The organism is Vibrio sp. R78045, assembly GCF_042466085.1.
Taxonomy (GTDB): Bacteria; Pseudomonadota; Gammaproteobacteria; order Enterobacterales; family Vibrionaceae; genus Vibrio; species Vibrio cyclitrophicus.
This window is the reverse complement of record NZ_JAXHBS010000018.1, coordinates 1,271,823-1,298,005: the sequence shown is the minus strand read 5'-3', so window position 1 is coordinate 1,298,005 and position 26,183 is coordinate 1,271,823. Positions and strand designations below refer to the sequence as shown.

The 26,183-nt window shown below is 43.7% G+C and carries 22 protein-coding genes; 12 read left to right on the top strand and 10 right to left on the bottom strand.

Annotated features, from left to right (window positions below; all coding sequences use genetic code 11):
• Nucleotides 1-200: 200 nt before the first annotated feature.
• On the bottom strand, nucleotides 201-1,346 hold the full coding sequence (locus SJY39_RS27610) for a Na/Pi symporter (RefSeq protein WP_010434827.1): 1,146 nt from the start codon (nucleotides 1,344-1,346) through the stop codon (nucleotides 201-203).
• A gap of 391 nt (nucleotides 1,347-1,737) precedes the next feature.
• Between SJY39_RS27610 and nhaR the strand changes: the two genes are divergently transcribed.
• Nucleotides 1,738-2,628, top strand: a complete 891-nt coding sequence (gene nhaR / locus SJY39_RS27605; protein ID WP_010434828.1) for a transcriptional activator NhaR — start codon at nucleotides 1,738-1,740, stop codon at nucleotides 2,626-2,628.
• Nucleotides 2,629-2,728: 100 nt separating this feature from the next.
• On the top strand, nucleotides 2,729-3,022 hold the full coding sequence (locus SJY39_RS27600; RefSeq protein ID WP_010434829.1) for a metalloregulator ArsR/SmtB family transcription factor: 294 nt from the start codon (nucleotides 2,729-2,731) through the stop codon (nucleotides 3,020-3,022).
• A 327-nt stretch (nucleotides 3,023-3,349) separates the two neighbouring features.
• Here the strand turns inward: SJY39_RS27600 and rpsT are convergent, their stop codons facing one another.
• A complete protein-coding gene (gene rpsT / locus SJY39_RS27595) occupies nucleotides 3,350-3,610 on the bottom strand; it encodes a 30S ribosomal protein S20 (protein WP_004739529.1) in 261 nt (86 codons plus the stop codon).
• A 251-nt stretch (nucleotides 3,611-3,861) separates the two neighbouring features.
• Here rpsT and murJ point away from each other — a divergent pair, with 251 nt between their 5' ends.
• From murJ to ispH, 6 genes are all read left to right on the top strand, one after another.
• Nucleotides 3,862-5,424, top strand: a complete 1,563-nt coding sequence (gene murJ, locus SJY39_RS27590) for a murein biosynthesis integral membrane protein MurJ (protein WP_010434830.1) — start codon at nucleotides 3,862-3,864, stop codon at nucleotides 5,422-5,424.
• A gap of 70 nt (nucleotides 5,425-5,494) precedes the next feature.
• Nucleotides 5,495-6,430 (top strand): bifunctional riboflavin kinase/FAD synthetase, encoded by a 936-nt coding sequence (ribF, locus tag SJY39_RS27585; protein ID WP_010434831.1) that lies wholly within the window; start codon nucleotides 5,495-5,497, stop codon nucleotides 6,428-6,430.
• A gap of 63 nt (nucleotides 6,431-6,493) precedes the next feature.
• Complete coding sequence (ileS, locus tag SJY39_RS27580) at nucleotides 6,494-9,370, top strand: isoleucine--tRNA ligase (RefSeq protein WP_016796543.1); 2,877 nt, start codon at nucleotides 6,494-6,496, stop codon at nucleotides 9,368-9,370.
• 160 nt (nucleotides 9,371-9,530) lie between these two features.
• Nucleotides 9,531-10,031, top strand: a complete 501-nt coding sequence (gene lspA, locus SJY39_RS27575) for a signal peptidase II (protein WP_010434837.1) — start codon at nucleotides 9,531-9,533, stop codon at nucleotides 10,029-10,031.
• Between the two features lie 194 nt (nucleotides 10,032-10,225).
• On the top strand, nucleotides 10,226-10,657 hold the full coding sequence (gene fkpB / locus SJY39_RS27570; RefSeq protein ID WP_016767727.1) for an FKBP-type peptidyl-prolyl cis-trans isomerase: 432 nt from the start codon (nucleotides 10,226-10,228) through the stop codon (nucleotides 10,655-10,657).
• Between the two features lie 175 nt (nucleotides 10,658-10,832).
• Entirely contained in the window at nucleotides 10,833-11,789 is a 957-nt protein-coding gene (gene ispH, locus SJY39_RS27565) for a 4-hydroxy-3-methylbut-2-enyl diphosphate reductase (protein WP_029189243.1), read from the top strand.
• A gap of 124 nt (nucleotides 11,790-11,913) precedes the next feature.
• Here ispH and btsR read toward each other — a convergent pair whose 3' ends face one another.
• The 3 genes from btsR to SJY39_RS27550 form a co-directional block, all read right to left on the bottom strand.
• A complete protein-coding gene (gene btsR / locus SJY39_RS27560) occupies nucleotides 11,914-12,645 on the bottom strand; it encodes a two-component system response regulator BtsR (RefSeq protein ID WP_016796542.1) in 732 nt (243 codons plus the stop codon).
• A gap of 104 nt (nucleotides 12,646-12,749) precedes the next feature.
• Nucleotides 12,750-14,420, bottom strand: coding sequence for a sensor histidine kinase (locus tag SJY39_RS27555; protein WP_016786109.1), 1,671 nt, complete (start codon nucleotides 14,418-14,420; stop codon nucleotides 12,750-12,752).
• A 298-nt stretch (nucleotides 14,421-14,718) separates the two neighbouring features.
• A complete protein-coding gene (locus SJY39_RS27550) occupies nucleotides 14,719-16,212 on the bottom strand; it encodes a carbon starvation protein A (protein ID WP_016783944.1) in 1,494 nt (497 codons plus the stop codon).
• A 250-nt stretch (nucleotides 16,213-16,462) separates the two neighbouring features.
• Between SJY39_RS27550 and SJY39_RS27545 the strand changes: the two genes are divergently transcribed.
• Complete coding sequence (locus tag SJY39_RS27545) at nucleotides 16,463-16,813, top strand: DUF2799 domain-containing protein (RefSeq protein ID WP_010434845.1); 351 nt, start codon at nucleotides 16,463-16,465, stop codon at nucleotides 16,811-16,813.
• A gap of 101 nt (nucleotides 16,814-16,914) precedes the next feature.
• Here SJY39_RS27545 and murQ read toward each other — a convergent pair whose 3' ends face one another.
• Together murQ and SJY39_RS27535 are read right to left on the bottom strand one after the other, a co-directional pair.
• Complete coding sequence (gene murQ / locus SJY39_RS27540; RefSeq protein WP_010434846.1) at nucleotides 16,915-17,835, bottom strand: N-acetylmuramic acid 6-phosphate etherase; 921 nt, start codon at nucleotides 17,833-17,835, stop codon at nucleotides 16,915-16,917.
• Between the two features lie 45 nt (nucleotides 17,836-17,880).
• Nucleotides 17,881-18,996, bottom strand: a complete 1,116-nt coding sequence (locus SJY39_RS27535; RefSeq protein ID WP_016796541.1) for an anhydro-N-acetylmuramic acid kinase — start codon at nucleotides 18,994-18,996, stop codon at nucleotides 17,881-17,883.
• Between the two features lie 121 nt (nucleotides 18,997-19,117).
• Between SJY39_RS27535 and nagZ the strand changes: the two genes are divergently transcribed.
• The 3 genes from nagZ to tyrA all read left to right on the top strand — a co-directional run bounded on the left by nagZ (nucleotide 19,118) and on the right by tyrA (nucleotide 22,673).
• Entirely contained in the window at nucleotides 19,118-20,107 is a 990-nt protein-coding gene (nagZ, locus tag SJY39_RS27530; protein WP_016783941.1) for a beta-N-acetylhexosaminidase, read from the top strand.
• A 246-nt stretch (nucleotides 20,108-20,353) separates the two neighbouring features.
• Nucleotides 20,354-21,427, top strand: coding sequence for a 3-deoxy-7-phosphoheptulonate synthase (locus SJY39_RS27525; protein WP_016767721.1), 1,074 nt, complete (start codon nucleotides 20,354-20,356; stop codon nucleotides 21,425-21,427).
• A gap of 118 nt (nucleotides 21,428-21,545) precedes the next feature.
• Nucleotides 21,546-22,673 carry a bifunctional chorismate mutase/prephenate dehydrogenase gene (tyrA, locus tag SJY39_RS27520; protein WP_016767720.1) on the top strand — a complete coding sequence of 376 codons (1,128 nt, stop codon included), beginning with the start codon at nucleotides 21,546-21,548 and terminating at the stop codon, nucleotides 22,671-22,673.
• A 160-nt stretch (nucleotides 22,674-22,833) separates the two neighbouring features.
• On the opposite strand, the gene SJY39_RS27515 is transcribed toward tyrA, so the two are convergent.
• From SJY39_RS27515 to ettA, 3 genes are all read right to left on the bottom strand, one after another.
• Nucleotides 22,834-23,844 carry a M23 family metallopeptidase gene (locus tag SJY39_RS27515; RefSeq protein ID WP_016786106.1) on the bottom strand — a complete coding sequence of 337 codons (1,011 nt, stop codon included), beginning with the start codon at nucleotides 23,842-23,844 and terminating at the stop codon, nucleotides 22,834-22,836.
• 49 nt (nucleotides 23,845-23,893) lie between these two features.
• Nucleotides 23,894-24,262, bottom strand: coding sequence for a PilZ domain-containing protein (locus SJY39_RS27510; protein ID WP_016787577.1), 369 nt, complete (start codon nucleotides 24,260-24,262; stop codon nucleotides 23,894-23,896).
• Between the two features lie 90 nt (nucleotides 24,263-24,352).
• Nucleotides 24,353-26,020 carry an energy-dependent translational throttle protein EttA gene (ettA, locus tag SJY39_RS27505; protein WP_009848459.1) on the bottom strand — a complete coding sequence of 556 codons (1,668 nt, stop codon included), beginning with the start codon at nucleotides 26,018-26,020 and terminating at the stop codon, nucleotides 24,353-24,355.
• Nucleotides 26,021-26,183 lie beyond the last annotated feature (163 nt).

The window sequence follows — 26,183 nt, the reverse complement described above, 5'->3', positions numbered from 1 at the left end:
AGGGGAGTCGCTTTTTTTTTACTCGTTTACTCGAATCACGCATCTGCTTTTGCTTTTCGTCACTCGCTACTCGAATCCCACACCTTCTTTTTCTTCCCTCATCGGCTCCTAAAAAGAAAAAGCCCGCAACCTAGGAAGTTGCGGGCTTTGCTATAAGCGATGTGTCTTTCTAGCGGTTAAGCTATCTAATTCTTTAGCTATCAAGCAGTCAGTGCTAACACAGTACCAGGCAGTACAAGGAATACTGCAACAAGGTAACCAGCGACTACAGACTTATTCTTCACAGCCATATCAGAAATGATGTCAGAAGCTTTCACTGGAAGTTCACGTAGGAACGGAATACCGAAGATGAATACCGTTGCCATGATGTTGAACACCAAGTGTACTAGAGCAATCTGTAGTGCGAATACTGCAAACTCACCAGATACTGCTGTAGCTGCAAGTAGAGCGGTAATACAAGTACCAATGTTTGCACCCAGAGTGAATGGGTAAACGTCACGTACTTTAAGAACACCTGAGCCTACTAGCGGAACCATCAAGCTTGTTGTCGTAGAAGATGACTGAACAAGGATAGTCACGATAGAGCCAGAAGCGATACCGTGGATAGGACCACGACCGATTGCATTCTTTAGAATCTCACGAGCACGACCAACCATCAGGCTCTTCATTAGCTTACCCATTACAGTGATAGCTACGAAGATTGTTGCGATACCAAGAACGATAAGCATGACGCCGCCTACAGTGTCGCCAAACGTTGATAGTGGTTCTTTAATCGCACTGACTACTGGTTTAGTGATTGGCTTGATGAAGTTAAGACCACCCATGCTCATATCACCTGTTGCTAGCATCGGTGATACTAACCAGTGAGAAATTTTCTCTAGAATACCAAATGCCATCTCTAATGGTAGGAAGATAGCGACGGCTAATAAGTTAAAGAAGTCGTGAATGGTCGCACTTGCGAATGCACGTTTGAATTCTTCTTTACAACGAACATGACCAAGACTAACAAGTGTATTGGTTACTGTTGTACCAATGTTTGCACCCATGATCATAGGGATTGCTAGCTCAACAGGTAAACCACCTGCCACAAGGCCAACGATAATTGAAGTAACTGTACTTGATGATTGAATAAGTGCTGTTGCCACTAAGCCGATCATTAAGCCTGCAACTGGGTGTGAAGCAAATTCGAAAAGAACCTTTGCTTGTTCGCCTGTTGCCCATTTGAAGCCTGTACCAACCATTGAAACTGAAAGTAATAGTAGGTAAAGCATGAATGCCAAGTTAGCCCAGCGTAGCCAACGAGTAGTGCTCGAAATCGGCGCTGCTGCAGTAGTAGCTTGGTTCATAATGTTTTCTCCATTGGACCGTTTAAGTCTGTGTTTGGTCTGTTTGTTTAATCTGAGCGTGATGTTAGAGGGGAAATATTTCAGTAATATTACATTTTGGTTTAGGTGAGACTTTTTTGTGATGATTTGCTGTTTAAATATCAAAACTTTAAATGGTGGTTGGTTAAATTGTTGTTTTTAAATGATTTTATTTTGATTTTTGAGAGGTGATATAGATCTTAAAAGTTAGAAAAAAATTGAAAATAATCGCTTAAATATTACATTATGAAATTAGACACTTCGAAAAAATAAGTAGTAATCGATGTATAAGTTAGGTTTTTCCGAGTTTGTTGAGTGAGTGCGTCATATTTGATATAAAGGATATCTTCTCTTTTATTATTACGGCACATCTATGTCGCACCTCAACTACAACCACCTCTATTACTTCTGGATGGTTTGCAAGCAAGGTTCTGTTACTAAAGCTGCAGAAGCCCTATTTCTCACACCTCAAACGGTTACAGGTCAGATTAAAGCGTTAGAAGAGCGCATGGATGGCAAATTAACTAAGCGCAATGGTCGCAGTGTTGAACCTACTGAGCTTGGTCAGCTGGTGTTTAAGTATGCTGATCGTATGTTTGGCTTAAGTTATGAAATGTTGGATATTGTGAATTACAGCCAGCACTCAAATATTCTGTTTGATGTGGGTGTAGCGGATGCGCTGTCAAAAAGGCTCGTGAGCAAGATCTTGATGTCGACGATTCCAGAAGATAACAGTATCCACCTTCGCTGTTTTGAATCGACTCATGAAATGCTTCTTGAACAACTCTCTCAACATAAGCTCGATATGATCTTGTCTGACTGTCCGGTGGATTCTAGTCAAAGCCCTGGCTTGTTTAGTAAGAAGCTGGGTGAGAGTGGTATGACTTTTTTCTGTTCTGGTAATGTAGAAGATGTGAGTTTCCCCGCTGTATTGGAGCAAAGGAAGCTTCTTATCCCCGGAAGTCGAACTTCTATGGGACGAAAGGTACTACAGTGGTTTGATAGGCAGGGTCTAAAGCCCGATATTTTAGGCGAATTTGATGATGCGGCACTGATGAAAGCTTTTGCTCGTTATCATCATGACGCTATTTTTTTAGCACCTACTCTCTATATATCTGAAGTTGAAGAAGACACATCGTTACAGCTGTTGGGTGGCATCGAAGAGTTAAAAGAAGAGTACTACGTCATATTTGCTGAGAGGATGATCCAACATCCAGCAGTAAAAAATGTATGTGACGCAGATTTTAGCAAATTGTTCGAGTGAGGTTGTTTGTTAATGAATTGATATCGATTATCATAACCCTACCATATGCCGGAAATTCTGATAGCCCGTAGTTGGCGTAAAGGTTGTAGGGAGCCAAACTATGAACTTAAAAGAGATGGAGAAGAACTCAGCGCAAGCTGTGATTCTACTTAAAGCCATGGCCAACGAGCGTCGCTTACAAATCTTGTGCCTGTTACATGGTACTGAGCTGTCGGTTGGGGAGTTGTGTGGCAAGTTAGAACTGAGTCAGTCTGCTTTATCTCAGCACCTTGCGTGGTTGAGAAGGGATGGCTTGGTTGATACTCGTAAAGAGGCTCAAACTGTATATTACACATTGAGTAGCGAAGAAGTAAAAGCAATGATTAACCTACTGCACGGTATGTACTGCAAGTAGCTTGTTGTTGGTAGGAGGGTAATCTCTTATCAGGAATAAGGTCGACACAAGGAAGTGTCAATATTTCACGTCGAACGTTAGTACCTATCAGTTATCTTTTATCAATCTACTCTCTTTGATCGATTTGTTAGACGTTTGTTTGTCTACTTATTTGTCTATCGGTCAACGAAACAATTTTTAGTAAGAAAAATATTTTGTAATAAACCAATAGCTGTTAGTAAGAAAAACAACGTTCAGCGAGAAAAATAACAGCGTTACTCAAAATTTAGATATAAAAAAACCGGCCAAGGCCGGTTTTTTTCGTTTTGCGTTGTAATCAAATTTCTATTAAAGAGCTTTGATTGCAGCAGCGAAACGAGACTTATGACGTGCAGCTTTATTCTTATGAATAAGGCCTTTAGTCGCCATACGGTCTAGAAGTGGTGTAACTTCTACAAGAGCAGCAGTTGCAGCTTCTTTATCACCAGCTGCGATAGCTGCGATAGTCTTTTTCATGTAAGTGCGCATCATAGAACGACGGCTAGCATTGTGCTGGCGACGTTTCTCAGCTTGGATAGCGCGCTTCTTAGCAGATTTACTGTTTGCCAAGGGTCTAACTCCCAAAAACTTAGTTCGGTGACAATTTAAGGGCGAGGACTATCCCTCATTAGCGCTTAATTGTCAAATGATTTGTGCAAAAACCAATCGTAGCCAAACAAACTTTGGTATGGAAAGGTCATCGCGGTTAAGATGGCGGGGATTCTAACAGCATTTTTAGACCAATGCTAATAAATATGCTTCTTAGGACAGGATAGTATTTATCCTCGCTTGAAAGTAATCAACCAGTGTCAGAGGTTTCTGTGAGTAAAAGACTATTAAAGTCAGGCCTGATTGTCAGTGCAATGACTTTTGTTTCCCGTGTATTGGGGCTAGTACGTGATGTAGTAGTAGCAAATTTAATGGGAGCAGGAGCGAGTGCCGACGTATTTTTCTTCGCTAATAAAATTCCTAATTTTTTACGTCGACTTTTTGCAGAAGGTGCTTTTTCTCAAGCGTTTGTACCGGTACTAACGGAATATCACGCTGCAGGTGACAAAGATAAGACACGAGATTTAATTGCTAAGGTGTCGGGTACTCTCGGAGTTTTAGTATCTATAGTAACCGTTATTGGGGTATTGGGCTCCGGTGTGATCACTGCGATGTTTGGTGCCGGTTGGTTTATTGACTGGCTGAATGACGGACCTGCAGCCCCAAAATTCGAACTTGCGAGCTTTATGCTTAAGATTACCTTCCCTTATTTATGGTTTATCACCTTTGTTGCTTTATCTGGTGCGATTCTCAATACATTAGGTAAGTTCGCCGTCTCTTCTTTTACACCTGTGTTCTTGAATGTGATGATCATTGGCGCAGCATGGTTTATCTCTCCTAATTTAGATCAACCAGAAATTGGATTGGCTATCGGTGTATTTCTCGGTGGATTAGTCCAATTCCTTTTCCAAATGCCGTTCTTAATAAAAGCAGGTGTGTTGGTTAAGCCTAAGTGGGGTTGGAGAGATCCGGGTGTCGTTAAGATCCGCACACTAATGATCCCTGCGCTTTTTGGTGTATCGGTCAGCCAAATCAACTTACTGTTTGATACCTTCATTGCTAGTTTCCTAGCGACAGGTTCTATCAGTTGGTTGTACTACTCAGATCGATTGCTTGAATTTCCACTAGGGTTATTCGGTATCGCGATTGCGACGGTGATTCTTCCTGCTTTGTCTCGTAAACACGTAGACGCTCAAGGAGAAGGATTTGCGCATACCATGGATTGGGGCGTACGCATGGTTTTACTGCTTGGTATTCCTGCTATGTTGGGTCTGATTGTTTTGGCTAAACCCATGTTAATGGTGCTGTTTATGCGTGGTGAGTTTTCTCCCCACGATGTACAACAGGCGTCGATGTCGCTAGTGGCTTATGCATCAGGTCTGCTTAACTTCATGTTGATTAAAGTATTAGCTCCGGGTTATTACTCTCGCCAAGATACCAAAACACCAGTTAAGTACGGCATTATCGCTATGGTGACTAACATGGTGTTCAACGCGATCTTTGCTTACTTCTATGGTTATGTTGGTTTGGCGATTGCGACGGCCTTGTCTGCCTTTGTGAATATGGCCTTGCTATATCGGGGTTTGCATCTTGCGGGTGTCTATCAATTAACTAAGACAACTTTGTTGTTTAGTGCCAAGTTGCTTGTCTCTGGTGTAGTGATGGTCGCAGCCATTTTATGGCAGTTGGATAATATGCAACAGTGGCTGGATTGGGGCTTCAGTCAGAGAGCACTGACATTAACAGGCTTGATCGGACTTGGTGGCTTTGTTTATATTGTTTCGGTACTGATTTTAGGTATCCGAGTAAAACATTTAAAAGCAGCGACAGATTAATGCTGATTAGTATATAATCCGTCGGTTTCACACAATAAATGATGCAAATTACAGGTTTTAGCTGATCATAATGGAACTGATCCGAGGTATACATAATATTAAAGCGCAGCATCATGGCTGTGTATTAACCATAGGTAACTTCGATGGTGTTCATTTAGGGCATCAAGAAGTTCTGAGTCAGGTTTCTAATCAAGCTGCAGCATTAGGGCTCCCTTCTGTTGTTATGACGTTTGAGCCGCAACCTATGGAGTTGTTTGCTAAAGGTCGAGCGCCAGCGCGTTTAACTCGTTTACGAGATAAATATGTGCAATTGAGTAAGCTAGATATCAGTCGTTTATTGTGTGTTAATTTTAATCAGTATTTTGCTAGTTTATCCGCGGAAGCATTCATTAAGGAGCTTTTGGTTGATAAGCTTGGTGTGAAATTCTTGGTGGTTGGTGACGATTTTTGCTTTGGCAAAGGCCGAACAGGTAATTTCGCTATGCTTAAAGAAGCGGGTGAAAAATATGGTTTTGAGGTGGTGAGCACCCAAAGCTATTGCTTAAACCAATTACGAGTAAGCAGCACTGAGATACGAAATGCGTTAGCGGCCAATGACTTGGCTTCTAGTGCTACTATGCTTGGGCGTGACTACAGTATCAGTGGTCGTGTTTCTCATGGTCGTAAACTAGGGAGAACTATCGGTTTCCCTACCGCTAATATTCCATTAAAACGTTGTGTTTCTCCTGTGTCGGGAGTGTATGTTGTTGAAGCATTAGATATCGACGGTGTTCCTGTCGGTGGTGTTGCTAACATTGGACAACGACCAACAGTTAATGGGGTAAGGCAGCAATTAGAAGTACATTTTTTTGACTTTAAAGCCAATTTATATGGTAAACAGTTAGAAGTGCGACTTTTGCACAAACTGCGCGACGAGATAAAGTTTGAGTCGTTCGACGCATTAAAAAATCAAATAGAATTGGATGCTGAAGCCGCAAGGGTGTGGCTGCTTCAGCTAAAGAATTAGTCGGATGATTCCACCGATTAACATAATGTCTAACTTCGCCCAATATAACGGAATTAAGAATCGATGAGTGATTATAAAGATACCCTGAACTTACCAGAAACAGGGTTCCCAATGCGCGGCAATCTGGCAAATCGTGAACCAGAAATGCTTAAGCGTTGGTACAAAGAAGACCTTTACGGTGAAATCCGTAAGGCAAAGAAAGGCAAAAAATCTTTCGTGCTGCATGACGGCCCTCCATACGCGAACGGCGACATTCACATTGGCCACGCGCTGAACAAGATTCTTAAAGACATTATTATTAAATCTAAGACCCTTTCTGGTTTTGATGCACCGTACATCCCAGGTTGGGACTGTCACGGTCTTCCAATCGAGTTGATGGTTGAGAAGAAGAAAGGTAAGCCTGGTCAGAAGATTTCGGCTGCTGAATTCCGCGAAGAGTGTCGTAAGTACGCTGCGGGCCAAGTTGAAGGTCAGAAAGAGAGCTTCAAACGTCTTGGTATCATGGGCGAGTGGGATAAACCTTACCGTACTATGGATTTCGGCACAGAAGCGAACATCATTCGTTCTCTAGGCAAAATCGCAGACAAAGGTCACCTTCTTAAAGGTTTCAAACCAGTTCACTGGTGTACTGACTGTGGTTCTGCTCTGGCTGAAGCTGAAGTTGAATATAAAGATAAGGTTTCGCCATCTATCGATGTGAAATTTACTGCAGCTGACGAAGCGGCACTTCTAGAGAAATTTACTCTAGCGGAAGGTCACGCGGGTCAAGGCGAAATCTCAATCGTTATCTGGACGACAACACCATGGACTCTGCCAGCAAACCGCGCAGTATGTCTACGTGATGATCTTGAATACGTGCTTATCCAAGTTGAAGCGAATGGCGAACAGCTTGCTCAACGTATCGTTGTTGCTTCTGAATTAGCAAAAGACGTAATGGATCGTGCAGGTATTGAGCACTTCCATAATCTTGGTTTTGCGACTGGTGCTGATCTTGAGCTTTCTCAGTTCAACCACCCGTTCTACGATTTTACTGTTCCTGCCGTTCTTGGTGACCACGTTACTACTGATTCGGGTACTGGTGTCGTTCATACTGCGCCTGGTCATGGTCAAGAGGATTTCGTGGTTGGTAAGAAGTACAACCTAGAAATCGCTAACCCAGTAGGTTCAAACGGCGTTTACCTGCCAGATACTGAGCTATTCGCTGGTCAGCATGTATTCAAAGCGAACGATTCTGTTTTAGAAGTTCTAAAAGAGAAAGGTGCACTATTGCATCACCACGCTTACGAGCATAGCTACCCACACTGCTGGAGACACAAAACGCCAATCATTTTCCGTGCAACACCACAATGGTTCATCTCTATGGATCAAGCAGGCCTACGTGCAAAAGCACTAGAGTCAACAAAGAGTGTTGAATGGATGCCAGAATGGGGTCAAAGCCGTATCGAAGGTATGATCGAAGGTCGCCCTGAGTGGTGTATCTCTCGTCAACGTACTTGGGGCGTGCCAATTGCTCTGTTCGTTCATAAAGAAACATCAGAACTTCACCCAGATAGCCCAGCTCTTATTGAAAAAGTAGCGAAGCTTGTGGAAGAAAAAGGCATTCAAGCTTGGTGGGATGTAGACGCTGCTGAACTGATGGGTGCTGAAGACGCTGACAAGTACGAGAAAGTACTTGATACGCTAGACGTATGGTTCGACTCAGGTGTAACTCACTTCTCTGTTGTGGACTCTCGTGAAGAGTACAACTTCCCAAATGAAGAAAGAACGCACAGTGCTGATCTTTACCTTGAAGGCTCTGACCAACACCGTGGCTGGTTCCAGTCATCTTTGATTTCATCTATCGCGATGAAAGACGAAGCACCATACAAGCAAGTGCTAACGCACGGTTTCGTGGTTGATGGTAACGGTCGTAAGATGTCTAAATCTATCGGTAACGTTGTTGCTCCTAAAGATGTAACGAACAAGCTAGGCGCAGATATTCTACGTCTATGGGTTGCTTCTACGGATTACACTAACGAAGTTGCGGTTTCTGACGAAATCCTTAAGCGTTCTGCTGATGCATACCGTCGTATTCGTAACACGGCTCGTTTCTTCCTAGCGAACTTGAACGGTTTCAATCCTGAAACTGACCTAGTTCCAGCTGAAGAAATGGTTGCACTTGATCGCTGGGCTGTTGGCCGTGCTCAAGCTGCACAAGAAGAGATTGTTAAAGCATACGGTGAGTACAACACTCACGGTGTGACTCAACGTCTAATGCAGTTCTGTTCTATCGAAATGGGTTCTTTCTACCTAGACGTAATCAAAGACCGTCAGTACACAGCAAAACAGGGCAGCCATGCTCAACGTAGCTGTCAAACTGCGCTTTACTACATCGTAGAAGCTTTAGTTCGTTGGATGGCGCCTATCATGTCGTTCACTGCAGATGAAATCTGGAACGAGATGCCAAGCTCTTTACCAACTGGAGAGCAGCGCGACACGTTTGTATTCACTGGCGAGTGGTTCGAAGGCCTATTTGGTCTTGCTGACGACGAAGAGCTAAGCAACGAATTTTGGACTGAAATCCAGTCAGTTCGTGGCGCAGTGAACAAGCTTCTTGAAGATGCTCGTAAAGAGAAAACAATCGGTGGTGCACTGCAGGCTGAAGTTACTCTATACGCTGACGATGCACTAGCGGCTAAAATCAACAAGCTAGAAGATGAGCTACGTTTCGTACTTATCACTTCTGCTGCTGTTGTTAAGCCACTTAGCGATAAGTCTGATACAGCTCAAGCGACAGACGTTGAAGGTCTGTACGTTGAAGTTGCAGCAACTGAAGCTGAGAAGTGTGACCGTTGCTGGCACCACACTCCAGATGTAGGCACAATTGAAGGTCACGAGAAAATTTGTGGTCGTTGTGTGTCGAACATCGACGGTGAAGGCGAAGTGCGTAAGTTCGCATAACGACTCAGAGAAAGACTGAACTTTTTGTAAAAATCATAGCCCCAGTATCAACTGGGGTTATTTTTAATTATAGGAAATGTGTTTAACCAAGCTGACTTCTCGTGTTCATTCTTGAGAATGGATATGAGATGATTTGACTGAGTAGATACTAGGAATAGAAATGAGTGAAGTTTCGTTAAAACAATCTGGTGTGCGTTGGTTATGGTTGGCTCTGCTGGTTTTCGTTGCAGATATCGGCATCAAACTTTTCGTCATGGACAACATGGGTTATGGCTGGGCAAACCGTATTGAGGTGCTGCCATTCTTTAATTTTTTGTATGTTCATAACTACGGCGCGGCATTTAGCTTTCTGAGTGATCAGAGTGGCTGGCAGCGTTGGTTGTTTACTGGTATCGCCTTTGCGGTAACTGGCATGCTGACATACTGGATGAGTAAACTACCTGCGGCAGAGAAGTGGAATAACATTGCTTATGCGATCATCATTGGTGGCGCTGTTGGTAACGTATTTGACCGAGTAGTACACGGCTTTGTTGTCGATTACTTAGATTTCTACTGGGGTACTTACCACTGGCCTGCGTTTAACTTAGCGGATATGGGGATCTGTATCGGTGCAGCGATGATCATCTTAGATGGTTTCCGTAAGAAAGACGAAAGCAAATAGGCGACTCTAATAGTAATGAGTATAAAGTAAATTGCTTTGAACTAGATGGCCTTAAAGTCAGTCTATGACTCACAGATTAGAATAGCCCTAAGCGCTGTCGGTTGATTCCGACGGCGCTTTTTTTTATGCTGCTCTTAATAAGGAAGCAAAACAGAATGCCCCTTCAAATAATAAAGAAATCTAAGGAAAGTAACGTGGCAACAATTAAAAATGATTCAGCAGTAACCTTACATTTTACGATTAAAATGAAAGATGGTTCAGTTGCCGATAGCACCGAAAATATGGGCAAACCTGCGAAGTTCGTTATGGGTGATGGCAGCCTAAGTGAGAACTTTGAACAGTGCCTGATTGGTCTTGAAACGGGGACTGAAAAGTCTATCGAATTGAAGGCGCAAGATGCGTTTGGTATGCCGAATCCTGATCATATTCACTATATGGATCGCGCGAAGTTTGTTGGTGACTCTGAAGTTGAAGTGGGCACTATCATGGCTTTCTCCGGTCCTGACGGTATGGAAATCCCTGGGATTATCACCGAGATCGCGGGTGATTCAGTGACGGTTGATTTTAATCACCCATTAGCAGGTCAAGACGTTACTTTCGATGTCAACATCTTAGCGGTTGAATAATTATCTTTACGGTGGAGTAGCTATCTTAACGGTAGAATAACCATCTTAACGTTAGAGTAGCACCGCCTACAGCTGTGATGTAACCCAGAGCTTCACTGTCTAGACGCTTCACTGTAGAATGCGAACCTCGCTGACGGCGAACTCTATAGAAACAACCTTAGTTCCGCGGTAAATGATGAGCAATGAAATGAAAATAATGTTAGCTAACCCTCGTGGCTTTTGTGCCGGTGTCGATCGTGCGATCAGTATCGTAGAGCGTGCACTTGAAATGTATCAGCCACCGATTTATGTTCGCCATGAAGTGGTACATAACCGCTTTGTTGTTGAGGGGCTCAAGCAGCGTGGTGCTATTTTTGTCGAAGAACTGAGTGAAGTGCCAGACGACAACATCGTGATATTCTCGGCTCACGGTGTTTCTCAAGCGGTTCGTAAAGAAGCGAAAGAGCGTGAGTTAACGGTATTTGATGCGACGTGTCCTTTGGTGACTAAAGTTCATATGGAGGTTGCTCGTGCGAGCCGCAAACATATGGAAGTGGTACTGATTGGTCACGCGGGCCACCCTGAAGTGGAAGGCACCATGGGTCAATACGCTAGCCAAACCGGTGGTATGTACTTGGTTGAAAGGCCAGAAGACGTACAGAACCTAGTAGTGAACGACCCGAGTAACCTGCACTACGTTAGCCAAACAACGCTATCAGTTGATGAAACAGCAGATGTGATTGAAGAGCTACGTCGCGTGTTCCCTGAGATCCAAGGTCCACGTAAGGACGATATCTGCTACGCGACTCAAAACCGTCAAGACGCAATTCGTGAAATGGCAAACGATGTAGACGTTGTAATTGTCGTTGGTTCTAAGAACTCATCGAACTCAACTCGTTTAAAAGAGCTGGCTGAGAAGCTAGGCACGCCAGGTTATCTAACAGACTGCCCTGAAGACATTCAAACTGAATGGGTTGAAGGGAAAAAGAAAATAGGTGTAACAGCCGGAGCCTCTGCTCCTGAAGAGCTAGTAAACCAGATCTTAGATCGGATTCGTGAGTTGGGTGCTACCGAGGTTGAAGAGATTCAAGGTCGCGAAGAGAACATGTTCTTCGAAGTACCCAAAGAGCTACAGATTAAGCAAGTCGACTGATCTCTAGTGATTCGTAAACACTAGCGATTTGCAAATACTATTGATTTGTAAACAGCAGGAAGCCAACGTGATACGTTGGCTTTTTTGATCGTGCTTTGGAACAGGGCGTCGAACTTCTAACGGGTTACTGGAGACCGAGTTGCTCTTTTAACGTCTTGAGATAACGACGACTGACAGGTACTTCAAAGCCGGTCAGGGTAATGATCTCTGCTAATCCATTTTCTAATAATTTGATTTCTTGGATCGATTTTATGTTGATCAAATACTGTCGGTGACAGCGGATCAAGTCGGTTTTTTCTTCGAGGATTTTTAGTGTTAACTGTGAGGTTGCGGTTTGCGATGAGCTACGTACGTGGACACCGCTGATATCGGAATACGCGCACTCGACCGTTTGACTTGCCATTATCACAATACGGTTATGTCCAATACATGGAATCTGCTCTAAATGACAGGGAGCAATCACTGAGATGTTCTGGTCTGGTGCTTTCTGATTTTGTTTTATGACCTTATTTAGGCGACAAACGCTCTTGTTTAATCGACAAGGCTCGACTGGCTTAAGTAGGTAATCAAAAGCGTTATCTTCAAAGGCTTGAATAGCATATTGGTCGTAGGCGGTAACGAATACCACGTAAGGCATTGTGTCTGGGTCAAGCATACTCAGCAGTTCGATCCCGGTAACCTGAGGCATTTGAATATCCAAGTACACCACATCTGGCTTGAGAAGATTAATCTGCTTAAGCCCTTCTATCGCGTTGCTCGCTTGGCCGATGACTTCCACTTCTCCGGTTTCGGTTAGTAGTTCAATCAGTTCTTCGCGAGCAAATAGCTCATCATCGACAACTAATGCCTTTAACATCCTACAATCTTCATCTTGATTTCATCCCTGTTTTATTCACGTTATGCTTTTAAATGTTAGCTTTAAATATGTCTACTCGGAGCTATTCGTCTTCGCAAATATCATTATTTTAATTTAGGTATGATAAAGCTCATTCGAGTAAATTGCTGTGGTTGAGATTCTATTTTTAGCGCTGAATCTTGTCCAAAGAAATTAGTGAGTCGTTTATCAACAATTTCCATTCCTAAACCGACATGGTCTGGTGACGGCTTTTGATAAGTCCCGGCATTATCCTCAACAACCAACTTGAAGCCACCTTTGAAAGCCTCGCTGTAAATCTTAACTTGACCACCTTCGAGCATATTGGAAATCCCATGTTTTATCGCGTTTTCAACTAATGGCTGCAAGGTAAAGCTTGGTAACTGTGACTCATACAGTTGCGGATCGATATCCCATTCCACTTCCAGTCGGTCGGTAAAGCGTGCTTTTTCTATGGTCAGGTAAGCGTTGACGTGTGCAAGTTCATCTTTGAGCTTTACGGTGTTGATGTTCTGCTTTAGGTTACTTCTAAAGAAGTGGGACAGATGCTGAATCAACTCCCGAGCTTTATCTGGGTCGCGACGTGTCACTGCGCTGATGGTGTTAAGCGCATTGAACAAGAAGTGTGGATTCACTTGAGCGTGCAGCAGTTTTATTTCTGCTTGGGTAAGTAGCGTTTGCTGTTGCTGATAGTTACTAAACAGGATTTGGCTCGACAAGAGTTGAGCGATACCTTCACCCATCGACATGTTGATAGTCGAGAATAGTTTTAGTTTTGGCTCATACAGTTTGATGGTGCCGACGACCTCGTTACCCGCGCGCAGTGGGATAATTAGAGCAGAGCCTAATTTACAATCCTGCGACAGTGAGCATTGGTATGGATTCTCTTTGCCATCAAGGTAGATAATGTCGTTCTGTTCCATCGAAGTGAGTGTGCTTTGTGATGAAATCGGCGTATTGGGAATATGGTGTTCATCACCAATGCCGACGAACGCGAGAATTTTTTCTCGGTCGGTAATCGCGACCGCCCCAACATTGGTCTCTTCATAAACGATACGTACGATTTTTTGTGCGTTATCGGAATTAAACCCACCATGCAGAATACCTACCGAACGTTCGGCGATGGTTAATGCGCGACGTGAGAAGGTCGCTGAGTATTTTTCGAAGATGGTTTTACGGTCTTGGATGATACTCATAAACAGCGCAGCACCGACTGAGTTAGCAATGATCATTGGCGCCGCAATATCGGAAACCAGAGCATAGGATTGCTCAAATGGTTTCGCGACAGCAAGCAGAATCAGCATCTGAATAATCTCTGCAAACAGGGTTATCGAGAAAACCACCATCGGATTAAACAACTGGCTGGCTTTGTTTTTTCTGACTAAGTAAACGTGTAATAGGCCACCAATTAAGCCTTCTGCCGTAGTGGAGATAGCACAAGCTAGATCGGTGAATCCACCCAAAGAGTAACGATGGATACCGCCAGTAAAACCGACCGCAAAGCCGACAACCGGACCACCAAACAAGCCACCCATGACCGCTCCCATCGCACGTGTGTTGGCAATGGCATCATTGATCTGCAATCCAAAATAGGTGCCCATAATACAGAACAGAGAAAACAGAACATAACAGCTGACTTTATGGCTTAAGCGTGAAGATATGCTCAACAAAGGCAGAATCAGTGGAGTTTTACTTAGCATGTAAGCAATCACTAAGTAGACACAGGTTTGTTGCAGCAGAGAGAGAATGAGTTCCATATTTTCACCTATTGAGACGCGTGTTAAGTGTAAAGCTCATTGCGTAGTAACGGTAGCTTTGCTTGTGTTTTCGTTGGTTATATTGCTTGGTTATTGCTTCAGAAAGCTGAAGTATCCAAGTTGATGTACTAATGTTGATTGAACTAAGTTGAGATACAGTAAAGCCCATCACGGTGGATGGGCTTTAGTCTTATTTTCCACGAATCAGCGAGTGATTACGGGAGCAAGCGAAGTGTGTTTGGCTTGTTCTTTTGTCTTTCTATGAAGACTTGTCTCTTCTTAAAAGAGCTTTCAAGAACTAGGCGGTTTTAGTCACGCCCTTTGCTTCTTTCTCTTCTTGTTCATCAGCAAGATCGATATCGCCTTTGCCTTTCGAGATTTTGATAACGTAAGCCGCAACACCGAATGCACTCACCACACCGATGATGGTTGAAAGCTGCATTGGTAGACCAAAGCCTAGTTGGCTGTTGTTGAGGATGAATGTGATACATACAGACGTCATGAAGATAGCTGGAACCGTTGTTACCCAGTGCAGTTTGTTGTGACGAAGTAGGTAAGCTGAAGCGGTCCATAACATCATTACTGCCGTTGATTGGTTAGCAAAACCGAAGTAGCGCCAGATGATACCGAAATCTACTTGAGTCAGGATGCCACCAAGAACGAACAATGGTAGAGCCATTAGTAGGCGGTTACGCAGAGTTTTCTGTTCCATGTTGAAGTATTCAGCAAGGATAAGACGGCTTGAACGGAATGCAGTGTCACCCGAAGTGATAGGTAGGATAACCACGCCAAGGAAAGCAAGGATACCGCCGAACACACCCAATAGACCAAATGAAGCGCTGTATACCACGTTACCTGGGCCGCCGTTTGCAATTGCATCAGATAGAGACTCAACTGAACCGAAGAATGACAGAGCAAGTGCACACCAAATTAGAGCGATGATGCCTTCACCAATCATTGCACCGTAGAATACGAAGCGACCGTTCTTCTCGTTTTCCATACAACGCGCCATCAAAGGAGACTGAGTTGCGTGGAAGCCAGAAATAGCACCACAAGCGATAGTGATGAATAGAGCAGGCCAAAGTGGTAGGTCATTCGGGTTCATGTTGGTGAACATGTCTTTCATCTCGAAGCCACCCATGATTTGGTGCTCGTCAGATAAACCAATCGCAGTGATTAGGCCAACAGACATAAAGATAAGCAGTGCACCAAACAGTGGGTAGAAGCGACCAATGATTTTATCGACAGGGACAATCGTTGCGATGATGTAGTAAGCAAAGATGATAACAACCATAGTGCTTGTAGACATTACGAAATCAGTTTGGTCGTTCACTAGGTTAGTGATCATGCCTGCAGGAGCAGAAACGAAAACCACACCAACAAGAAGCAGTAGAACAATGGCAAAGATGTTCATAAAGTGTTTTGCGCCATTGCCTAGGTAACGTCCCGTGATCGTTGGAACCGAAGCGCCACCATTGCGGATAGATAACATACCTGAGAAGTAGTCGTGTACTGCACCTGCGAAGATACAACCTAGCACGATCCAAAGCATTGCAGCTGGGCCGTAAAGGGCACCCATGATAGGGCCGAATATTGGACCTACACCCGCGATGTTAAGCAGTTGAACTAGGTAAACCTTAGGCGTCGACATTGGAACGTAGTCCACGCCATCTTGCTTAGTATGAGCTGGTGTTTGACGCTTTTCATTGATACCGAAAATTTTCTCGATAAAGGCACCGTAAATAAAGTAGCCACCAATGAGTGCTGCAACACAGGTAAGAAACCACATCATAATTTGTTATCCCTGAATGTATTAATTAAGTCAGGGTGTATATTAAAGAAGTCGAAGAGAATAAACTTCCGCTTCTTGAGTGAGTGGTCGAATAGCAAATTTAGTGGTGCTATGACTGATTGAATGGTTTGTTATTGGACGAAAGTGGCGAAGATTAGACAATGAGTGGACATCGACTGGTGTTCAGCGGAGAATCACAAACAAAGCAATGCTTCGTCAGGAAGTGGCTCTGTAAAAATAAAGGATTGAAATGAAAAAAATAATCGCACTATTCACTGTGGCATTTAGCCTTGCAGGATGCAGCGCTAATGTTCAAGATTTAGCCGCTGAAGGCAATTGGCAAGAGATCGGCTACCGTGATGGCATCAAAGGCCACACTCAGCGTTCGTATTCAGATATGACCGCGCTTGGTGCTGTTGATCAAGCCAGTTACACAGAAGGTTACCACCTAGGCGTTACTGAATACTGCAATCCGAACCATGCTTATCAGATTGGTTTATCTGGTCAGGTATATGAAGGTGTGTGTTCTGGTACGGAAGACGCTCAACGTTTCCGTATGGAATGGCAACGCGGCTGGGATGAGTTCTCAAACGACTATTAAGCCCAAGCTAGCAATAGAAAATTAGATATAAAAAGACCGGTACTTTATGTGTGCTGGTCTTTTTATATGTAGCGAGAGTAACTCTCAACAGCATAAGCCGATTATTGATTATTCTCGACGGCTTTTCTCAAGAAGCCATTTTGCTTATCAAGTTGAGCCTTGGCTAACTCTAAATCTAGCCCTGTTAGAATTATCAAAATAGATAACTTCACATCGTAATCAGTCGTTTTAAGTGTCGATACTGCCAGTGCTTTATCACACTCCGTTGCTTGGATAACGATACGAGCAGCGCGGGCAACCAACTTTTCATTGGTCGCTTTTACGTCGACCATCAGATTTTGGTAGCTTTTACCGATACGAATCATGCTGGCAGTCGTTAGCATATTAAGTACTAGCTTTTGTGCCGTACCTGACTTCAGTCGTGTTGATCCCGTTAAGGCTTCTGGGCCAACCACTGGGCTAATTGCGATTTGAGCAATCTCAGCAATTGGAGAACCTGGGTTACAAGACAGCGCAACTGTAACCGCGCCAAGCTGATTGGCATAGTTGAGTGCACCTATTACGTAAGGAGTGCGACCACTGGCTGCTATGCCAACCACAACATCATTTTCTGAAAACTGAATCGCTTTGAGATCTTCAATTCCGAGAGTCAGTGAATCTTCTGCTCCCTCTTTGGCTTTCAAAATTGCTTCTGGTCCGCCTGCAATTAGGCCGATAACCATTTTGTCTGAAACGCCGAAAGTCGGTGGGCATTCTGATGCGTCTAACACACCTAATCGACCACTGGTGCCTGCGCCCATATAAATCAGTCGGCCACCGTTTTGAAAGGCGTAAGCGATCTTATCAACCGCTTTCGCGATCTGTGGCAGTTCCGCCTCGATCGCCAGTGGTACCTGTTTGTCTTGTTGGTTAATCTTTTCAACCACTTCGAGAGAGGTGAGCAGATCAATATCCATAGTGTCAGGGTTTCTCCCCTCCGAAACGAGGTGCGAGAGCGCTGATATGAGAGCGTCGTTACTCATAATGATCCTTAAATGGTGATTCTAAAATGATGGTTCTAGATTTGTTTAGTCAGCACGATATAGAACGCCTAGAGAGGCCGCTCTGCTTGCGCCAGTCACTTCTGGTAAATTGCTTGGCACTTGATGAACATGACGTTGAGCAAGCCACGCAAAGGCCATCGCTTCCATGTAATCAGCATCAACACCTTTACTGGTTGTCGACTCAACCTCCCAACTTGTAAGCAGTCCAGACAGTCTCTTCATCAACAATGGATTTCGTGTACCACCGCCACACACATACACTGCAGCTTGGCTACCCAAGCGATAAGTCTCTACTTCATTGGCTATCGTCAATGCGGTGTATTCACAAAGCGTGCGCTGAACATCTTCTGCTGCAAGATCTTTAAATTCTGTTAATTGTTGCTCTAGCCACGGTAGATTAAACAGTTCTCTGCCAGTGCTTTTCGGTGGCATTTGAGATAGATAAGGTTCATTTAGCAACTGTTCGAGCAAGGCTTGATTAAGTTGGCCTTTAAGCGCGAATCGCGCATCACGGTCAAATTTCTCACCGATGTGTTTATCTGCCCAAGCGTCCATTAACATATTGCCGGGGCCTGTATCATAACCAAAAGTTGGCTGATTCGGGCGCAGCACTGAAATATTCGAGATACCACCAATGTTCAACACCACAACCGAGCTGTCTTTTGGGGGAAAAATCGTATGGTGAAACGCTGGTACTAACGGCGCCCCTTGTCCGCCAAGCGCCATGTCTTTGCGTCGGAAATCTGCGACTGTTTGAATCTGTGTTTTAGCGGCAATGATATTGGCATCACCCAGCTGCATGGTAAATGGCGAATCACCGGTTGGCTGATGGAATACTGTTTGGCCATGGTTACCAATCGCAGTCACGGATGATGCAGGCGTATCTGACTTGTTGAGAAGTTGTAGAACCGCATCAGCAAATAGATGACCAAGCTGGTGGTCGAGTTCGCCAATGGCAATCAAATCGGTTTTCTGACCAATACAGACTTCAAGCAGACGCGCTTTGAGGTCATCAGGCATCGGGAACTCATCATGAGCAAGCAATGTAATGCTATCGTCTTCAATCGAGACTAACGCAGTATCAACACCGTCCATACTCGTCCCCGACATCACACCGATATACAGTTCTTTATGATCCATTCCTAAGCTCTTACCCTGCATTCTTAAAGTCTTCCACAGATTGTTTTAAAAACATTGTAAAGCAAATTTAAAGAGAATAATCTCGGGAAGTTTATGAAATTAGGTTTAATAAGGAATAAATATGGGACCGTTGTGGGTTGATGTTGCAGGCTACGAACTGACAGCTGAAGACAGAGAAATTTTAGAGCATCCAACCGTTGGTGGTCTCATCTTATTTACTCGAAACTACCACGATAGCCAACAGTTGTCGGCGTTAACTAAAGAGATCCGCAAGGTAGCGAAACGTCCTATTTTGATTGGTGTTGACCAAGAAGGTGGTCGAGTTCAACGCTTTCGCGACGGCTTTTCAATTATCCCTGCCGCTCAAGAATTCGCGACTAAGAATAATGGTGAGCAGTTAGCAGAACAAGCTGGTTGGTTGATGGCTGCGGAATTGATTGCCCATGATATCGATCTGAGCTTTGCGCCTGTATTAGATAAAGGTCACGAGTGTAAAGCGATTGGTAGCCGAGCGTTTGGTGAAGATATTGATACCATCGTTCGCCACAGTAGTGCTTTTATTAATGGCATGAAATCGGTTGGCATGGCGACGACAGGGAAGCACTTTCCAGGACACGGCGGCGTGATTGCTGACTCACACCTTGAAACGCCTTATGATCCTAGAAACGACATCTTTGAAACTGATATGGCCATTTTCAAGGCTCAAATTGAAGCTGGAATATTAGATGCGATGATGCCTGCACATGTGGTTTTTTCTCACTATGATGATCAGCCAGCGAGTGGCTCTGAGTATTGGTTGCAGAAAGTATTGAAGCAGCAGCTTGGATTCAAAGGCTTGGTATTCTCTGATGACTTAACAATGGAAGGAGCTGCCATTATGGGGGGGCCGGCAGACAGAGCAAAAGCGGCCTTAAGTGCGGGTTGTGACATGGTGCTGATGTGTAATAAACGAGATGCACAAATAGAGGCTCTGGACAACTTAACGATTCAAGAGGTGCCTTTAGCTAACTCATTGCTTAAAAAACACAGCTTCGATTTATCGACGCTTCACTCGGATAGTCGGTGGAAAGAGGCCTCAGAGCAAATTAAGCGAATTTTAAACGCTGGGTGATAAATAAACACTCTATAAGTTTGAAGAAGGCGATATGAGAAATATCGCCTTTTTTGTATGTATAGGGTGTGGTTTTGGCCGCTATGTATCTTCTAACGAGTTAAATAGTAAGTGTAAATTATAATTTACATCAAATGTTTTTTATTGTTTACACTTGCAATCGTTTTTGTAGCTGTTATTGTGTTTTTAAAGATTGTTAGCCCAAATGGAAATGTTGGGTGTAAAAATAAATATACAGGTTGAGTTATGCAGAAAAGTGAATTAAGCAATGTCAATATCATCGACGAACAGGTACTGATTACTCCTGAAGAGTTAAAAGCAAAACTGCCTTTGAGTGATAATGCTCGTCGTTTCATTCAAGAGTCTCGTCAAACTATCGCAAACATCATTCACAAGAAAGATCATCGCATGCTTGTAGTATGTGGCCCATGCTCTATCCATGATATTGAGGCGGCGAAAGAGTACGCGAAACGTCTAAAAGCCTTATCTGAGCAACTTAGCGATCAACTGTATATTGTTATGCGTGTTTACTTTGAAAAGCCTCGTACTACTGTGGGTTGGAAAGGCTTGATCAATGACCCACATCTAGATGGTACGTTCGATATTGAGCATGGTCTGCATGTTGGTCGTGAGCTTTTAGTTGAGCTAGCTGAGATGGAAATTCCACTAGCGACAGAAGCACTAGACCCAATTAGTCCACAATACCTAGCAGATACCTTCAGCTGGGCTGCGATTGGCGCACGAACTACTGAATCTCAAACTCACCGTGAAATGGCAAGTGGCCTTTCAATGCCAATCGGTTTTAAGAATGGCACTGACGGTAATTTAGGCACTGCAATCAATGCAATGCAGGCGGCTTCTTCGAGCCACCGTTTCATGGGTATCAGCCGCGAAGGTCAAGTTGCGTTATTAACAACGCAAGGTAATCCAAATGGTCACGTAATTTTACGTGGCGGCAAGCAGACTAACTACGATTCAGTGTCAGTACATGAATGTGAGCAAGAGCTTGGTAAGTCTGGATTAGAGGCGGCATTGATGGTTGATTGTAGCCATGCAAACTCTCGTAAAGACTTCCGTCGTCAACCACTGGTGGCTGAAGATGTGATTCATCAAATTCGCGAAGGCAACAAGTCGATTATCGGCTTGATGATTGAGAGCCATATTAACGAAGGAAATCAATCCTCGGATATACCTCTCAATGAGATGAAATACGGTGTTTCTATTACCGACGCGTGTATCAATTGGGATTCAACTGAGGCACTATTGAAGCGTGCACATACGGAATTAGTCCCGTTCTTAGAGAACCGCTTGAAAGGTTAGTCAGAGTTTAAAATTTAAGTGCCTCATCTAATGGGGCATTTTAAGATCTGTTGCTAACAAATCTGCGCCAGGTGGGCTTATAGATTAGTACGGGTTTATAGATTTAGTAAGGAATAAAATGGCCGTTGAACTGAACGAATTACGCGACCAAATCGATGTTGTCGATAAACAAATGTTGGATTTACTGGCTCAACGTCTCGCTCTAGTAGAGAAAGTGGGCGAAGTAAAAAGTGAACATGGTTTACCTATTTATGTACCAGAGCGCGAAGCTGCGATGCTGGCGTCTCGTCGTCAAGAAGCCGAGAAAATAGGGGTTCCACCGCAGTTAATCGAAGATATTTTGCGTCGTACGATGCGTGAGTCTTATGCCAGTGAAAAAGATTCTGGTTTTAAGTGCCTTAACCCAGAGTTACGTTCAGTGGTTATCGTTGGTGGTAATGGTCAACTTGGTGGTCTGTTTGGCCGTATGTTCAAGCTTTCTGGTTACGAAGTGAAAATCCTTGGCAGCCAAGATTGGGATAAAGCCGATGAGATTTTAGATAATGCCGGACTTGTGGTTGTTACGGTTCCAATTCACCTAACTGAAGGTGTGATTGCGAAGCTAGGTAATCTGCCAAGCGATTGTATTCTTTGTGATTTGACGTCGATTAAATCAAAGCCTCTGCAGGCAATGATGAACATGCACCAAGGCCCAGTTGTTGGATTGCACCCAATGTTTGGTCCTGATGTGCCAAGCCTTGCTAAGCAGGTTATTGTTTACAGTGATGGTCGCGACTCTGAAAGCTACCAATGGCTATTGAATCAATTTGGTATTTGGGGTGCGAGCCTTTGCCAGATGGATGCAGCTGAACACGATCACGGTATGACTCTGATTCAAGCACTACGCCATTTCACCTCTTTTGCTTACGGCTTGCACCTAAGTAAAGAGAACCCGAATATTGATCAGCTTCTGAAGCTAAGCTCGCCAATCTACCGACTTGAGATTGCGATGGTTGGCCGTCTGTTTGCTCAAGACCCGAACTTGTATGGTGATATTATTCTTTCTTCGGATGAGAATATTGAGATGATTCGACGTTTCCATAGCTGTTTCGGCGAAGCATTAGAAATCTTAGATGGCAAAGATAAAGCTAAATTTGTTGATAGCTTTAACCAAGTGAGCGATTGGTTTGGTGATTACTCACAACAATTCTTACAAGAGAGCCAAAGTCTGTTAAAACAAGCACATGACTCGATTCATCGTGGCTAATACTGATTTGAAATCATAAAAAAGAGCGACCTGATGGTCGCTCTTTTTTTATCTAATTCAGAACTAAAAGTAGTTGGCCTACTGTAGGCTAAAAGCAATTAGATCATCATAGGCCAAACCAACAGGTCTTAGTCATTAACAAATAGTTAGCCACTAACAACTAATTAGTCGTGATTGGTTTTTTGTTATCTTCACTCGATACAGTGTCTATGGTCGAGCTAATGTAAGGCACGTTCGTTAGGTTGATCTGCAAGCGAACCACATTATCAATCAACTGAACCAGTGGGCCCCACTTAACTTTCTTTTCTTTTTCAAACACGTAGTTGAAGTTCTCTGGTGTCCAATCCATCAAGTATTGAGGGTTCAATGAACGGCCAAGGAAACGTACCTCATAATGCAAGTGTGGTCCGGTAGAGTTACCTGAGTTACCACAATTCGCAATTACGTCGCCTTTACTGACGAATTGACCGCTGCGTACTTTGAATTTCTGAAGGTGTGCGTAAGAGCTCATGAAGCCAAATGAGTGACGCATGGTTAGGAAGTTACCAAACCCTTTGTTACTTGGACGAACGGTTTCAATGACACCATCAGCAGGTGCTAGGATCTCTTCACCTCGCTTACACGTTAAATCGATACCGGTATGGTTATGGCGCTTACCTGAAATAGGGTTTGTGCGACGACCATAAGACGAAGAGATTCGTTGATAAGTCATTGGACTGTCGTTTGGAATCAAACGGAACATTGTCGCTCTTACTGCTGAATCTATCGCAGCAGCATCAATGCGATCTTCTAAAGAGACATCGTCTGTAAGCAGTTCTTCATCGGCAAGGCCAAGCACGGATTCAACATCGAAAACACGCTTACCAAGTAATTGAATCGCACCTTCTTTCTCAGTCAATGTTTGTGACAGCGAGTGGTTTGTTTCTACCTGTTCAGCGTAAAGAAACTCAGTTTGCTCTTTTTCAACAATCAGCGTTTCGATCAACTGCTGTGCATCACCAGCTTGTGATGCCAGCTCTTGCTGACTTTCAAAGTGTATGTAGGTTGCTCCGCCGATCAAGGCTGGAACAGAGAAAAGAGCAGTGGTGCATAAGAGCACGGCTTTTCGGCCAAAGTAAAACGTTTGTTCCCCTTGGCTTGAGGGGATCGTAATGGCAATTTTTTTAGACATGGTTCTGTATTAACTAAATGCTTCTAATAGAAAAAGGATTATGGAGATATTATTCTTTACCCAAATCGGTAAGGTGCTCAATCTCTCTATAAAGCAGTTCATCGTCACCAACGTTAAGTTCTATAAGACGCTTAAGGTGGCTGATACTATCAATATCTAAATGCTCTATGCGTAAACGCATTGAGGTATTGATGGTAGAGACTATCGTTGCTTCTAACTGAATATTGATATCACTGTTTGCGAGCGTAAAGCTGACTTGAACAGGAATATCAAGGCTGAGTTGCTGAAAGTCATCGCACTGAATGAGTAAACCATGAAGAGATAAGTCTTGTACCGAACCGGACACATTTACTGGTCCTTGTAATAATTCAGTTGGCACTTGATAAACAACTCGTGAAAACTGACGTCTTTCAATCATAATTCATCTCTCTATATCGATGCGTAACGTGTAAGCTAGATATATCAAAGGCCGCTATTATTGCGGCCTTTGTTCAAAATGCAAGCGAATTTACTTAGCGATACGCTTGTACTTGATACGGTGCGGTTCTGCTGCCTGTGCGCCCAGAGTTTTCTTCAACCACTCAGTGTACTCAGTATAGTTACCTTCGTAGAAGTTAACTTGACCTTCATCACGGTAGTCTAAGATATGGGTCGCAATACGGTCAAGGAACCAACGGTCATGCGAGATAACCATTGCACAGCCAGGGAACTCAAGCAGTGCTTCTTCAAGTGCACGTAGAGTTTCGACATCAAGGTCATTGGTTGGTTCATCGAGTAACAGTACGTTACCGCCCGCTTTTAGCAGTTTAGCTAGGTGAACACGGTTACGTTCACCACCAGAAAGCTGACCGATGATTTTCTGTTGGTCGTTGCCTTTGAAGTTGAAGCGAGAGCAGTATGCACGTGCAGGGATTTCGAAGTTGTTGATCTTAATGATATCAGCGCCTTCAGAGATCTCTTGGAATACTGTTTTTGTATCGTCCATGCTGTCACGGAACTGATCAACAGAAGCAAGTTTAACCGTTTCGCCAAGTTCAACTGTCCCTGAATCTGGCTGTTCAGCACCACTTAGCATCTTAAACAGTGTTGATTTACCTGCACCGTTGGCACCAACGATACCAACGATAGCGCCTTTAGGCATGCTGAATGATAGATCATCGATAAGAACGCGATCACCAAATGACTTAGTTAGGTTCTTAACTTCAAGTACCTTGTCACCTAAACGCTCACCCGGTGGGATGAACAGTTCGTTGGTTTCGTTACGCTTCTGGTATTGGCCAGTCGTCATTTCTTCAAAACGAGCCATACGAGCTTTAGACTTCGCTTGACGACCTTTAGGGTTTTGACGAACCCATTCAAGTTCTTTCTCAATCGTTTTTTGGCGTGCGCTTTCGCCTGCTTTTTCTTGCTTCAAACGCTCATCTTTCTGCTCTAGCCAAGATGTGTAGTTACCTTCCCATGGGATACCTTCACCACGGTCAAGTTCTAGAATCCAGCCAGCAGCGTTGTCTAGGAAGTAACGGTCGTGGGTAATTGCCACAACAGTACCGCTGTAATCAACAAGGAAGTGCTCAAGCCATGCTACTGATTCTGCATCCAAGTGGTTGGTTGGTTCATCAAGTAGCAGCATGTCTGGTTTTTCAAGAAGTAGACGACATATCGCAACACGACGACGCTCACCACCTGATAGAAATTCGATTTTCGCATCCCATTCAGGAAGACGAAGTGCGTCAGCAGCGCGCTCTAGAGCTGTTTCTAGGTTGTGACCATCTTTTGCTTGGATCAGTGCTTCAAGCTCGCCTTGTTCTTTAGCAAGAGCATCAAAATCTGCATCTGGTTCTGCGTAAGCTGCGTAAACTGCATCGATACGCTTAAGCGCGTCTGCAACATCAGAAACCGCTTCTTCTACGATTTCACGCACGGTTTTTGATTCGTCTAGTACAGGTTCTTGCGGTAGGTAACCGACTTTAAGGCCTTGTTGTGCACGAGCTTCACCATCAATATCAGTATCAATACCAGCCATGATACGTAGTAGGGTAGATTTACCTGAACCATTTAGACCTAAAACACCGATTTTAGCGCCAGGAAAAAAGCTAAGAGAAATGTCTTTAAGAATTTGACGCTTAGGTGGAACAGTTTTGCTCACCCGAGACATGGTATATACGTATTCAGCCATTGCCGATCGATCCTAATTTATTGTTCAAAATTGTCTGCTATTTTATACCAATATCCCCAAAGATGTTACTCCTTGGGTAGAAAAGCCAATCTTGGATAAATTCTTACCAGTTATTGTCACAATAATCAGTAAAGCCTTATTTAATAGGCTTCTGAGGCGAAGT

Coding starts and splice junctions, on each gene's coding strand:
- SJY39_RS27515 (WP_016786106.1), bottom strand. CDS start 23,844: ATGTCTAAAAAAATTGCCATTACGATCCCCTCAAGCCAAGGGGAACAA.
- lspA (WP_010434837.1), top strand. CDS start 9,531: ATGAGTGAAGTTTCGTTAAAACAATCTGGTGTGCGTTGGTTATGGTTG.
- btsR (WP_016796542.1), bottom strand. CDS start 12,645: ATGTTAAAGGCATTAGTTGTCGATGATGAGCTATTTGCTCGCGAAGAA.
- nhaR (WP_010434828.1), top strand. CDS start 1,738: ATGTCGCACCTCAACTACAACCACCTCTATTACTTCTGGATGGTTTGC.
- murQ (WP_010434846.1), bottom strand. CDS start 17,835: ATGAGTAACGACGCTCTCATATCAGCGCTCTCGCACCTCGTTTCGGAG.
- ispH (WP_029189243.1), top strand. CDS start 10,833: ATGAGCAATGAAATGAAAATAATGTTAGCTAACCCTCGTGGCTTTTGT.
- tyrA (WP_016767720.1), top strand. CDS start 21,546: ATGGCCGTTGAACTGAACGAATTACGCGACCAAATCGATGTTGTCGAT.
- SJY39_RS27610 (WP_010434827.1), bottom strand. CDS start 1,346: ATGAACCAAGCTACTACTGCAGCAGCGCCGATTTCGAGCACTACTCGT.
- SJY39_RS27600 (WP_010434829.1), top strand. CDS start 2,729: ATGAACTTAAAAGAGATGGAGAAGAACTCAGCGCAAGCTGTGATTCTA.
- SJY39_RS27555 (WP_016786109.1), bottom strand. CDS start 14,420: ATGGAACTCATTCTCTCTCTGCTGCAACAAACCTGTGTCTACTTAGTG.
- SJY39_RS27535 (WP_016796541.1), bottom strand. CDS start 18,996: ATGGATCATAAAGAACTGTATATCGGTGTGATGTCGGGGACGAGTATG.
- ileS (WP_016796543.1), top strand. CDS start 6,494: ATGAGTGATTATAAAGATACCCTGAACTTACCAGAAACAGGGTTCCCA.
- SJY39_RS27510 (WP_016787577.1), bottom strand. CDS start 24,262: ATGATTGAAAGACGTCAGTTTTCACGAGTTGTTTATCAAGTGCCAACT.
- ribF (WP_010434831.1), top strand. CDS start 5,495: ATGGAACTGATCCGAGGTATACATAATATTAAAGCGCAGCATCATGGC.
- SJY39_RS27525 (WP_016767721.1), top strand. CDS start 20,354: ATGCAGAAAAGTGAATTAAGCAATGTCAATATCATCGACGAACAGGTA.
- SJY39_RS27550 (WP_016783944.1), bottom strand. CDS start 16,212: ATGATGTGGTTTCTTACCTGTGTTGCAGCACTCATTGGTGGCTACTTT.
- nagZ (WP_016783941.1), top strand. CDS start 19,118: ATGGGACCGTTGTGGGTTGATGTTGCAGGCTACGAACTGACAGCTGAA.
- SJY39_RS27545 (WP_010434845.1), top strand. CDS start 16,463: ATGAAAAAAATAATCGCACTATTCACTGTGGCATTTAGCCTTGCAGGA.
- ettA (WP_009848459.1), bottom strand. CDS start 26,020: ATGGCTGAATACGTATATACCATGTCTCGGGTGAGCAAAACTGTTCCA.